Annotated in this window: 8 protein-coding genes; 4 read left to right on the top strand and 4 right to left on the bottom strand. The window is 53.5% G+C overall.

Features of this window, described 5'->3' with window-relative positions; all coding sequences use genetic code 11:
* A partial coding sequence (locus AC0KVQ_RS15640) for a DUF4197 family protein (protein WP_473422118.1) occupies window positions 1–231 on the top strand: 231 nt, incomplete at its 5' end.
* A 294-nt stretch (window positions 232–525) separates the two neighbouring features.
* On the opposite strand, the gene AC0KVQ_RS15645 is transcribed toward AC0KVQ_RS15640, so the two are convergent.
* The 4 genes from AC0KVQ_RS15645 to AC0KVQ_RS15660 form a co-directional block, all read right to left on the bottom strand.
* Window positions 526–780, bottom strand: coding sequence for an HU family DNA-binding protein (locus AC0KVQ_RS15645; RefSeq protein WP_473422119.1), 255 nt, complete (start codon window positions 778–780; stop codon window positions 526–528).
* Window positions 781–1,170: 390 nt separating this feature from the next.
* Entirely contained in the window at window positions 1,171–2,538 is a 1,368-nt protein-coding gene (locus AC0KVQ_RS15650; protein ID WP_473422120.1) for an HlyD family type I secretion periplasmic adaptor subunit, read from the bottom strand.
* On the bottom strand, window positions 2,535–4,259 hold the full coding sequence (locus AC0KVQ_RS15655) for a type I secretion system permease/ATPase (RefSeq protein ID WP_473422121.1): 1,725 nt from the start codon (window positions 4,257–4,259) through the stop codon (window positions 2,535–2,537). Before AC0KVQ_RS15655 ends, AC0KVQ_RS15650 begins: the two co-directional genes overlap by 4 nt.
* A gap of 154 nt (window positions 4,260–4,413) precedes the next feature.
* Complete coding sequence (locus tag AC0KVQ_RS15660; protein ID WP_473422122.1) at window positions 4,414–6,048, bottom strand: Ig-like domain-containing protein; 1,635 nt, start codon at window positions 6,046–6,048, stop codon at window positions 4,414–4,416.
* Between the two features lie 173 nt (window positions 6,049–6,221).
* Here AC0KVQ_RS15660 and AC0KVQ_RS15665 point away from each other — a divergent pair, with 173 nt between their 5' ends.
* The 3 genes from AC0KVQ_RS15665 to AC0KVQ_RS15675 all read left to right on the top strand — a co-directional run bounded on the left by AC0KVQ_RS15665 (window position 6,222) and on the right by AC0KVQ_RS15675 (window position 12,157).
* Complete coding sequence (locus AC0KVQ_RS15665; protein WP_473422123.1) at window positions 6,222–6,929, top strand: response regulator transcription factor; 708 nt, start codon at window positions 6,222–6,224, stop codon at window positions 6,927–6,929.
* Window positions 6,930–6,997: 68 nt separating this feature from the next.
* Complete coding sequence (locus AC0KVQ_RS15670) at window positions 6,998–11,170, top strand: CHASE domain-containing protein (protein WP_473422124.1); 4,173 nt, start codon at window positions 6,998–7,000, stop codon at window positions 11,168–11,170.
* A gap of 39 nt (window positions 11,171–11,209) precedes the next feature.
* Window positions 11,210–12,157, top strand: a complete 948-nt coding sequence (locus tag AC0KVQ_RS15675) for a diguanylate cyclase domain-containing protein (RefSeq protein ID WP_473422125.1) — start codon at window positions 11,210–11,212, stop codon at window positions 12,155–12,157.
* The last annotated feature ends 238 nt before the right edge of the window (window positions 12,158–12,395 follow it).

The raw sequence follows: 12,395 nt of genomic DNA on the forward strand, positions 1-12,395 counted from the left end.
AAGGCCACTGCAAAAGTCGGGCTGGCCGAGAAGTACAACAATATTGCGGGTAAAGGTGCGCAATTCGGGCTTGTCGATGCCAAACAGGCCAAAATCGAAAATTACGTCACACAGAAGACGCTCGACGGGCTGTTCCTGATCATCGCGGAGCAGGAAAGCGCGATCCGTAAAGATCCGGTCGGCAGTGCCACCGGCATGGCCCAAAAGGTTTTTGGGCTAATCGGGAAATAACTCACGCATTGCGTACAAAGTGAGTTCTATAGTCAACTGACGCACATCGTGAATGGCGAAATTTACTGACGCATTCAGGATACAGCGACTGATACACTCCCGCTGCTTCGCATGCGCTGCAAAATCAGGCAGCACAGAAAAGCCATTTTTAATCAGCAGGATACGAACACTATCCCCTTCGGTATCCACAGAAATTGTGGATTAGACCGATGTGCCAGCCGCTTAGCCGACTAACACCACTGGATAATCAGGGGAAGGCAAGAGGCAGTGCGTACCTCTTGCCGCCAGATGCAGCTATTGCTTCACAGCGTCTTTCAGTGCCTTGGCGGGTGTAAATTTGGGAGCGCGCTTGGCTGCGATCGTGATCGTCTCGCCCGTAGCTGGATTGCGCCCAGTACGCTCTGCCGTTTTCTTTACGGCGAACTTGCCCAAACTTGGCAAGGTCACTTCACCGCCCGCAGCCAGTAACTCCGTGATCACGAAATTCAAGGATTCCAGGAAAGCACTGACATCCGCCTTGCTTACCGTCCGTTCATGGTTCAGCGCCATGTTTTTTGCAGAATCTCAATCAACTCGGTTTTAGTCATGGCGGTTCCAGCCCAAAGATGAAGAGCGGACAGCATACCGGGCCAGCACAGGGCCGTCGAGGCAGCTCAGTGGCAATTAGACTCGACGGCGGGTTATTGCTCTGGAGGCCCCGCGTTACATGAGACGACGCGTTTCTGCCGTTACCAAAAGCTCAATGATTACGAGAAACAGCCATCCTGAATGACTACTGACCACCGGAACCTGCCGGATGTCCAATTCACACTCCGTGCCCATAACGGACGTTCATGATCGTGATACTTCTGTGGCAGATTCCAAGGTTTAAGCTGCCATTTGAAAAGAAGATGCACAAGGCTCATTTACACAGAATTCTGTAGGCCCGCTTAGGCGTGCTTATCGCTCTCCGAGTGCCGTTCCAAATCGCCGCAGCAGGGGCCGGAGCAGATAGACAAGCAAGGTACGCTCGCCGGTCTTGATAACTACCGTTGCCTGCATCCCCGGCTGGAGCTGCAGCCCGCCCAGTTTCCCAATTTCCGCCGGGGGCACCCTTATGCGGACTGCGTAATAGGATGCCCCGGATCGCGAATCGGTAAGCGCATCAGCGGAGACAACCATGACCGAACCGCTGACGATGGGGCTGCCGGAGCGTGCTGTCATGTAGGCATCGAAGCGTACATCCGCCAGCATGCCAGGTTGGACCCGATCGATATACAACGGGGCGAGTTGAGCCTCGACGATCATTTCATCGCCCTCCGGGACAATATCCATGATGCGGTCGCCCGGTTTGACCGTGCCGCCAAGGGTATGGACGGCGAGATCGACTACCGTACCGTTCACTGGTGCGCGTATCACCAGCCGCTGGTATGTGTCAGAGAGTGCAGTCATCCGTTCGGCTAACGTCGCCACATCCCGCTGAACCTCGGCAAGCTGCGTCTCGACTTCGCGTCGGTATTCGATCTCGCGCTGTTTACCGCGCATGCGGAACTCCGCTAACCGTGCCTTGACGCTGGCGATATTTGCGAGATCCTCGCTCTGCTTGCTCTGCACTTCAGCAAGTTGGCGCTCCATATCAAGCAGGTGATTACGAGAAACGAATCCCTGCGCATTGAGCTTCACATAGGAGGCAAGTTGTTCATTGAACAGGTGAATCTGTTTTTCGTGCCCAGCTAGCAACTGATTCAGGCTGTGCAATTGAAGCTCAAGGCCACGCACGGATTCAGCGATGATGGCAAGCTCACCCTGAAGTGCCGCACGGCGCGAGCGGAACAGCTCGCTCTGGGCTCGTAATGTGGACGCAAACTCAGGCTCCTTAGCCTTATCAAGGAGTTCGCTTGGGTATTCGATTTCATGCCTACCACTACGTTCGGCCTTGAGCCGTGCCTCGGTCGCTTTCGCGATTCGCCATTGACTCTGCGTGGCGTTGAGTGAGGCCTTGACCTGAGTCTCGTTGAGGGTGACCAGCGCATCTCCCGCACGAACCTTCTGCCCCTCCTGCACGTCAATTTTTTCGATGATCCCACCACTCAGGTGATCGATACGCTTGCGCTTTGACTCGACCGAAACTACGCCGGGTGACGGCACCCCCTCATCGAGTTGGGCCAGTGATGCCCAGGCAAGGAACCCACCCAAACCGAGCACGAGTACCCACAATCCGAGGCGGATAGCGGCGCCATAATCGGCCTGTGGCCCGGCACTGACTGCCGGCGGCAATGTCGAGAGCGTCTCTTGTTCGCGATTATTGGATTGGCGCTCCCCGCTCATGCGTCCTCTCCCGGCGTCCTGTTCAATTCAGTATTTGGCGCGCGCACCTGTACGCCAGCAGTAGCCTTGAGGACTTCGTCACGCGGACCGAAGGCCTGTATCTTGCCTGACACGACTACCATCATGGTGTCGGTCGCGCGCAGGATATTAACCCGGTGCGTGACAAGAAAGACGGTGCATCCTTCGGCCTTGAGTGTACGTAACGCCGCCATCAACGCGGCCTCGCCTGCGTCGTCAAGATTGGCATTGGGCTCATCCAATACCACCAGCGCGGGTTTTCCGTAGAGCGCACGTGCCAGCGCAATCCGTTGGCGCTGTCCCCCAGAAAGCACCATGCCTCCCTCGCCGATCGGAGTCTCGTAGCCTTTCGGCAGCTGAAGAATCAGCTCATGTACACCGGCACGACGCGCAGCACTGACCAATTTCTCCGAATCAAGTGCCCCGAAGCGGGCGATGTTTTCTGCTATCGTCCCATCAAACAATTCGACATCCTGCGGCAGGTAACCCACATAGGGACCAAGTTGCCCCTTGTTCCAGCTATGGATTTCCGCACCGTCGAGTCGCACTGCGCCAGCAAGCGGCGTCCATACGCCGACAAGTGCGCGAACGAGTGTTGATTTACCTGAAGCACTTGGCCCAACAACGCCAACGATACTGCCAGCAGCAACACTGAAATTCACGCCCTTGAGAATGGCGGTGCGACTGCCCGGTGCACCTACCACGAGGTTTTCAGCCGCAACATTGCCCTGTGGCGCAGGCAGGGTAATGAGATGTTCGCGCGCAGGATGTGCCTCAAGCAACTTGGTGAGCCGCGCATAGGCCCCGCGTGCTGTCACAAAGCTGCGCCAGGTTCCAATAGCCAGGTCAACAGGCGCAAGTGTTCGTCCAAGCAAGATGGACGCCGCGATCATACTTCCTGGCGTGAGCTGATTTCTGAGTACCAGCCAGGCGCCGAAACCCAATATGCCGCTTTGCATCGCCATACGTGTGAATCGGCTCGCCGATCCAATCAATGCTGACCTGTCACTCGCTTCGGATTGACGTGCGATAAAGCCGCTTTGCCGCTCTTGCCAGCGCGCCCGCAAACCGTCCAGCATGCCCATGGCTTCGATCGCTTCGGCGTTGCGCAATTGCACTGCAGCATACTGATTCGCGCTCGCAGAAAGCTTGCCTGCTTCTGCCTGGGCGGGTCCAGTCGCCCGCTCGTTTACCCAGGCCAACGCCAACAGCACCATCGCGCCGACCACTGCAAACACACCAAGCCAAGGGTTGAGCAGGAATATGACAAACAGGTAGATCGGGGTCCACGGCGTGTCAAAGAAAGCGAAAAGACCCTTTCCCGTAAAAAACTGGCGCACCCCGGAAAGGTCGGACAATGCCTGAGTCGGACTTGTTACCCCGCCCGCCAGGGTTTGCCCGAAGGCTGCATCAAAAACACGCGTACCCAACTGCATATCCAGGGACACCCCCACGCGTACCAAAACTCGTCCTCGCACGAAATCAAGCGTTGCCTCCAGCACTAACAACGCCAACATGAGCGCGGTGAGTAACAGTAGCGTGTCTTCATTGCGGCTGGTGAGTACGCGATCATAGGTTTGAAGCATGTAGATCGCTGGGGCCAACAGAAGAATGTTGATGGAACAGCTGAATACGCCAACCGCCAGGAAGGCGCGGCGCATCGAGCGAAGAAGATCGGTGAGTTCCCCGGGAGGGAGAATCATAATGGGATCATCTTTCCTAAATGAACAGAATGTGGGCTAGCCAAGTTATCACCATCGCTTTCCCCTTACGACCAGTATAGGCACACCGCATCGACAAGAAAAAGCCGGCGCCCCCCCCGCCGGCCTTCGATCGTCAAAACGCGCCGAATGCAGATTAGATAACTGTTTCGTACAGGTAAGTCTGATCCACTTGGGTCTGGAATGTCTGGCTCATGTCGACCGGCGCGGCGTCATCGCTGTACCAGGCAGTGACGGTTGCATCACCGTCGTTAGGCTTGTTGGTTAGGACGTCCATCACGGTGTAAGAGCTGTCACCATCCGCAGCCCAGTAGTCGTCATAACTTTCATTGGCGCTCCCGACACTACCACCCTTGAGTTGTGCGCCCATAAACACGGTGTCCGTACTGATATTTTGATCGTTTGCAACCAGCCAGGAGAGGATGGTATCGATCGAAGCATCCAGGTCGGTCTGCCCATCCCAGCCGTCGATCTTGACCGTATAGTAACCATCACTATTCCGGTCACCGCTTGTCGTCTCGAACACCAGCACGGCGTGTGAGATATCTTTCTCGAAGGTGGGGAAGCTGTCCTGGCTTCCCGTGCTATCTCCACCAGTATTATCGCCACCAGTGTCATTCCCGCCGCCTACGCCAGTCACGGAGAAGCTGACCGTCGCGGTATCACTCGCGCCATGATTGTCGGTCATCACATACTGGAACGAAAGATCGAGTACTTGCCCATCATTCAGATCAGCCAGATCGCCAGAGTCGTAAGTCCAGGTGCCGTCTGCGTTGAAGGTCAGCGATCCCGGGCCATCCCAAGGCGAGGACAACGAGTAGGTATGCGTATCAAGGCGATCGACGTCCGTGTCATTGGTCGTCACGTTGCCTGAAAGAAGGCTGCCTTCCTCAACGCTACCGGCTGCGTCACTGTTAGCATCCGGACCATCGTTCTGGCCTTTGACCACAACAGTGAAGCTCGCCTTGTCGTCGCTCCAGGAAGTCGCCTCTGTCTGGTTCCGGACATCGTACGAAAAGTTGTAGACGATTTGCTCGCCTTCGGAAAGTTCGTCTGCTGCGCTGGCGTCAAGAACATAGCTGCCGTCGGCGTTCAGCTTCAATGTACCGATGATGTCACCATCGCTAGAAAGTGCAATCTGGTTGCCGACAGCGCCACCACTCCAGCCTGTCACAGTGGTCGTGCCGCTGCCAGCATTGTCATTGGAAAAGACGTTGCCACTACCATTCAAGTCTTCGTCAACCAAGGCCAGATCATTGTTGGCCTCAATGGCCTGCGAGGTAATTTCAAGGATCTTGGAAGAATCGGCGCGGGTGCCGCCAACGACTCCGACCGATGTCAAGCGTGCCGCAAAGTCCACGCCACCCAAATCGGCAAGCGTCAAATCGCGCGCAGTGGAATCAAGCGTGAAGCTGAAACTCTGGATGTCGTTGCTACCGATCCCCGAGGTGCCGATTTCAACGCCAATGTCGTACCCCTTATCCGACCCGAGCAGTCCATTCATGTTCGCGCCGTCGCCAAGGTCCTTGATCGTATCGTTACCGATACGAAATTCAGTCATAGTACCGTCACTGGAGGTAATGACCAGCGAGTTGAGAATACTCTCGTCCGAGACATCAAAGAAGAGACCACGCAGGTCTCCAATCACGCCGCCTTCCTGCCACACATTGAATGTAAGTGTTCCATCAGCATTTTCGGTAACAGTCACCCAGACGGCCGGATTCCCTGTGCTGGTGGACGCATCATTGATTTGGAAAGTCATGGTAGCCATGGTGAGTACCTCTCGTCTGATTTATGAACTAAGATCGGAATTGATAATTCAATCCCATGACGCTCATAATACTTGAGTGAAATTGTCAACCGTTGCGCAAATGTAAATTGTTCTAACCACTCAACAAGCAGGAATGTGGAGGATCGGCGCTGGCGATCTTCGAGGTCAGGAAAATGATGAAGATTGGGTTTCTTGAAGATGATCGCATGCTGGCTCTGCTGTATTCGGAGAGCTTCAAGCGACTTGGATTCGAGTCCTCCGGCTTTGCATCCGTTGCGAGCTTGATTTCGTCTGTGTCAAAGGAACGATTTGATCTACTGTTGTTAGATTGGAGTTTGCCGGACGGGACCGCCGAAACTGCGATCAAATGGGTACGCAACAACCTTGGCTGGGAAATCCCCATCATTGTCGTGAGTGCAACTGATACCGAGAAAAATATAGTTCATGCACTTCAGCTTGGCGCAGACGACTATGTTTGCAAACCCGTCCGCGTCGATGAACTTGTGGCCAGAGTCCAGGCATTGTTTCGACGTTCGAGTAAGCGGCCAACTCAGCAGGTGATCTCATACCCTCCGTATGGATTCGATATCAGGGAAAACACGGTGAGCATGAATGGCGTGCCCGTTTCACTTACTCAGAAAGAATTTGACTTGGCTTTCTTTCTGTTTGAGAACGCAGGCAAGCTGGTTTCAAGAGTCAAGATCCTCGATAACGTTTGGGGGCACGCAGGAGAGATCGAGACTCGGACGATTGATGCTCACGTTAGCAAGCTTAAGAAGAAGCTACAGATTGACCCACAAAATGGTTGGAAGATTTCAACGGTTTATGGGTACGGCTATAGACTCGAGAAGTGTTCTGCCGCTTCATCTGCAGCCAAGTGATCCCCCCGGAATCAACGACTCTTTTGTTCCATTAAGCTCAGGCAAGAACACGTAATGTCTAGGTCATAATGAATCTTCCAAATAAACTGCTCACTTTCCTAGTGCCTTTCGCAGTATTTCTGATTGGCTTGTGCTTGTCAGTAGTAGCCGGCATTGAGTTGCGCAATGAAATCCTCGATGAGGCTAAAAGCGAGTTTCAGCGACGAGTCGAGCGTGTACACACCGAGGTTTTGCGACGTTTTCAGGTCCCTGTTTACGGACTGAACGGTGCCAAGGGCATGCTCGCTGCAAGCGAGAAAATTACACGATCGGGGTTTCGTGCATATGTCCAGGCGCGCGACTTGCCCAAAGAGTTTCCTGGGCTGAGGGGCTTTGGATTCATTGAACGCGTACCGCGTACCGCGTTGGATTCATTCATTGATGCAGCGCGTAACGATGGCGCGCCAGAGTTTGCTTTGCGCCAACTGGGCGAGAGCGAACAGCATCCTGACTACTTGATTATCAAATACCTTGAACCCGGAGCCAATAACGCCGGAGCCGTTGGCCTGGATATTGGCTCAGAAGCTACCCGAAGAGTTAGTGCTGAACAAGCCATTGACAGTGGTGAGCCCACGATGACGGGCGCTATCACACTGGTGCAGGATGATCGCAAAACACCCGGTGTGTTGATCATTGTTCCCGTCTACCTGAACGGAACATCTCCAGGCAATATGCCAGAGCGTCGCGCCGCATTGCGTGGTTTGGTGTACTCCCCGATCGTGATTGCCGAACTACTCCATAACATCGGGGATGTCGGCCCGGACAGTATTGATTTCGAAATCATCGACCACTCCACGATCTCGGATACAAGCACAACGCTTTATGACTTCGACGGTCACACCGAAAATCTCTCCGATACACAACATGCCGCCGAAGGGCGTCGATTTTTCGTCACTTTGCCGCTGAAAGTGCTCGGCCGCGACTTGACCTTGCAAGTGAGTAGCTCCTCCGGGTTCGATAGCGCTATTTCATTTACGCAGGCGTGGCTTGTATTCCTGACGCTCAGCATAATCAATACGCTATTTTCCCTTCTTCTGTATCAGCAAATGAGCGGGAAACGGCGCGCTGAAAAGCTGGCAAAGGAAATGACTGCAAAGCTTGAGATGGAGGAAGCGCGTGCCCGTGACTTCTCCCAAAGTGCTTCCGATTGGTTTTGGGAGACGGATGAGGAGCAACGCTTCATCTTTTTTTCGGAGAATTTTGCGCAAGCCTATGGATTTGATCCAGAGAGACTGCTCGGTAAAAGTATTCGGATAGTTTTCGAACGGATCTCACGTATGGGCGCCTTGAGTTCTCCAGATGATTTGGAGATTCCTCTTGCTCAACTCGATACCCGGCAGCCATTCAAGAATTTCGAGTATCAGACTGTCCTGGATACCGGTGAATGTCGCTGGCTTTCCATATCGGGAGTGCCGTATTTTTCCGCCGAAGGCGTTTTCTTGGGCTACCGGGGTACTGGCACGATAGTCACTGACCGTAAAAAGGCCGAGGCTGAGATTAGAACCCGAGAAAACAGAATTCGGGCGATCATCGAAACCACAGTGGACGGCATTATTGTCATCAATGCGGAGGGGATCGTGCAGTCAATGAACCCGGCTGCCACCAAGCTGTTTGGCTACAGCGAGGATGAGGTACTAGGGCGTAACGTCAGCATGTTGATGCCAGAACCTTACGCGACTGAACATGATAGCTATCTGTTCAAGTATCTGTCGACGGGCCAAAAGAAGGTCATCGGCATTGGTCGCGAGGTGAGTGGAAAGCGCAAGGATGGAAGCTTTTTCGCCATGGAGCTTGCTGTCAGCGAGATGGAGGCCAATGGCGCACGCATGTTCACAGGCATTGTTCGGGATATCACCGACCGCAAAAATGCAGAAGCCAGTTTGCTGGCGGCAAAACAAGCGGCGGACGCTGCAAATAGTGCCAAGTCGAGCTTTCTTGCTGCGATGAGCCATGAGATTCGAACACCGATGAACGGCATCCTTGGCATGCTCCAATTGCTATTACGTACTGGATTGACTCCGCGCCAGCTCGATTATGCATCCAAGGCAGAAGGCGCAACCCGGGCGCTGCTGGCCATCATCAATGACATTCTCGACTTCTCCAAGGTTGAGGCGGGAAAGCTTGAATTGAGCCTCGAATTCATGTTGCTAGATGAAGTCATGCGCGACCTGGCTGCTATTCTGTCATCCAACGTTGGCAGTAAAAATATCGAGATCGTGTTTGATCTTGCCAAAGACGTACCGCCAGCATTCATTGGTGACCCCTTGCGTTTGCGTCAGGTGCTGCTCAACTTGGCAGGTAATGCCGTCAAATTTACCGAAGAGGGAGAAATCGTCATTGGCATCAGGCTAGTCCAACATTACGCCGATGCGGTAGAAGTCGAATTTTCGGTTCGTGACACAGGTATCGGCATAGCGGCCGATAAGGTTGACGACATCTTTGGGGCGTTTAGCCAGGCCGAAACGTCAACGACACGTCGTTTTGGGGGTACCGGACTCGGGCTGGCAATCAGCCGCCGGCTGGTCGCCATGATGGGCGGTACCTTGTCGGTTGAAAGCGAACTTGGCAAGGGAAGCCGATTCTTTTTTACCATCCGACTCGCCATCGCAGACGAATTGGGTACGGAGCCAGTCAAAGGTAATGGCATCAGTGCGCCGTTAGGAGCGCAACGCTCCTATTTGACACCGCCGGGGACAGCACTGCGTGTCTTGGCTGTTGAGGACAACGCACTGGCCCGACAAGCTCTCCAGAGCATGGCGGAGTCAATGGGATGGCAGATGCAGTGCGTAGTTAGCGGGGAGGCGGCGCTGGAACACGTGCAAGGACCGAAAGCACCCAATTACGATCTCGTGCTGATCGATTCGCGGTTGCCAGGCATCGATGGGTGGGAAACTGCGCTAACACTACGCCAGCAAGAATCAATCGCAACGCTGCCAATTGTCATGATGGGGCCAGCTGCAAGTTTTGATCCGCAGCGAGAGATATCAGTAGGCAAGCCCGATCTGGTGGATGCATACCTGGTCAAGCCGATTACTGCATCAACACTCTATGAGACAGTTGCGGAAGCCATTGTGACGCGTGAAGGTGGTTTCTCCACACAACAGGCGGTCCAGGCTAGCAAGAACCTACAAGGGCTACGTCTGTTGGTTGTTGACGACAACCGGCTTAATCAGCAAATAGCGAAAGAGCTTCTCGAGGGCTGCGGTGCCGAAGTGAGTATTGCCAGCAACGGATACGACGGGGTTACCCAGGCGCTCGCAGCCACTCCGCCTTTCGACGCCATCCTGATGGATGTGCAAATGCCCGACATGGATGGTTTCGAGGCGACCCGCCGCTTGCGCGCGAATACCCGGATGTTGGGTGTACCTATCATCGCGATGACGGCAAATGCCATGAAATCGGACCAAGAAGCATGTCTTGCTGCAGGGATGGTCGATCATGTGGCCAAGCCCATCGATCTAGATACCCTGATCGCCACTATTTTGCGACATGTCAGCGTATTGACTGTCGGAACGGTCTCACCTCTGTCGAAATCGACCAATATAGCTGCCATGGCAGAACCGCTTGCCGCTACGACAGAGACGATTATTGACGTCGATGCAGCCATTAAACGTATAGATGGCAATCGTGAGTTATATGAATCACTCGTGGAAATCTATCGCTCCGATGCGCCAGAGGCGCTAGCGCAATTGCAACAACATATCAGTCACTCGGAGTTTTCCAAAGCCAAGCTATGTGCTCATACCCTTAAGGGGTTATCGGCAACAATCGGCGCAACAGCATTTGCCAAGCTAGCTGGGGAAATGGAAAATTCCTTGGACAACATGTCAGAAGATGCTGCGACGAAAGCGCTTGCCGAAGCCGTTTTGACACTGTCCAAACAATTCCGTGTTACGTTGAATACATTGCCGCAAAAACAGACATCGACTTGCGGGCCAGAATCATCTCCAGTACGTTTGGCGACGAATGAGAATCGTATCGCCCTACTTCACGATCTGAGTGAGCTGGAAAATTGCTTGAAGAACAGGGATATGCGCTCGACCAAGCTGGTTAGTCCCCTGCGTCAAAAGGTTGAAAATATATTCGAAGAACAATCCGTGCGGATACTGCTCGATGATCTCGACGCCACGCTTCGCCGGCTCGATTTTGGGCAAGCGCTAGAACTCTGCTCTTCCTTGCAAGCAAGGCTACAGAAAGAGTAGCTCATGCTCGGAGCAACGCAAATTTTCAGGAATAACTAGATGAATGAAGCTTTGGAGAACAGCCCACGTAGTCTACTGGTCGTCGACGACCAGCCGCTCAACATCCAGGCAATTTACGAAATATTCAGCGACACGCATCAGGTACGCATGGCGACTACTGGGATGCAAGCATTAGCAGCCTGCGAAGAGCAACTGCCCGACTTGATACTGCTTGATGTGATGATGCCAGAGTTGGACGGTTATGAAGTATGTCGTCGTCTAAAGCTTAATGAGAGAACTCGTGATGTTCCCGTGATCTTTGTCACCGCACAGAGTGCCCCTCAAGATGAGGCGTATGGACTTGAGCTGGGCGCTGTCGATTTTATTACCAAACCCATAAATGCCGCCGTTGTTCGCGCAAGAGTAAATACACATCTGCAATTGCGTGCAGCATTACGGTTGGTTCAGCAGCTTGCGTACCATGATGCTTTGACCCGGTTACCCAACCGCCGTTTGCTAACGGATCGTCTCGCACAAGCCATGGCAGCAGGCAGGCGAAGCAACTGTCATGGCGCCCTGATGTTTCTCGATCTTGACAACTTCAAGTCACTCAACGATGTACATGGACATGCCATGGGTGATCAGCTCTTGGTTGAAGTGGCCGAGCGTCTTAAACACTCTGTACGTGAGGCCGACACGGTCGCCCGCCTCGGCGGTGACGAATTTGTGGTTCTATTACCTAGCTTGTCTACACAGGAAACTGAATCAACTAAAAGCGCAAGTGCTGTTGCGGAAAAGATCCGCGGGGTGCTAGCTGCCCCTTATTTCTTAAAGAGAAACGGGAGCGATGCCTCGACGGCTGTTGTCGAGCACCGATGCACTGGAAGTATTGGCGTGGTCCTTTTTTTGGGACAACAGGACACGCTGGATGATCTTTTCAAATGGGCGGACGCTGCTATGTACCAAGCAAAAAAAGCCGGGCGGAATCAGATAAAATTTCACATGTAGACACACACGCCCAACATCGCCCCTTGAACAAAATCACTGCCGCGCATCGTCGTAAACAGAAAGTTGGGTTGTCGGGATTATCTCAGCCTATGCCAGACCCCGTTTTGATTGGGGTCGTTCCTTTTTCACCACCCTGTTAGAGATTATATGTGCCACTTAAGTGTCTAGTTTCGTACGATCATATCTCGCAACGTATCCTGAAACTTGCCACTGCGCGCGAGGTTTTGGGTAGTCTTCT

The sequence above is a fragment of the Formivibrio sp. oc-25 genome, from assembly GCF_055810895.1.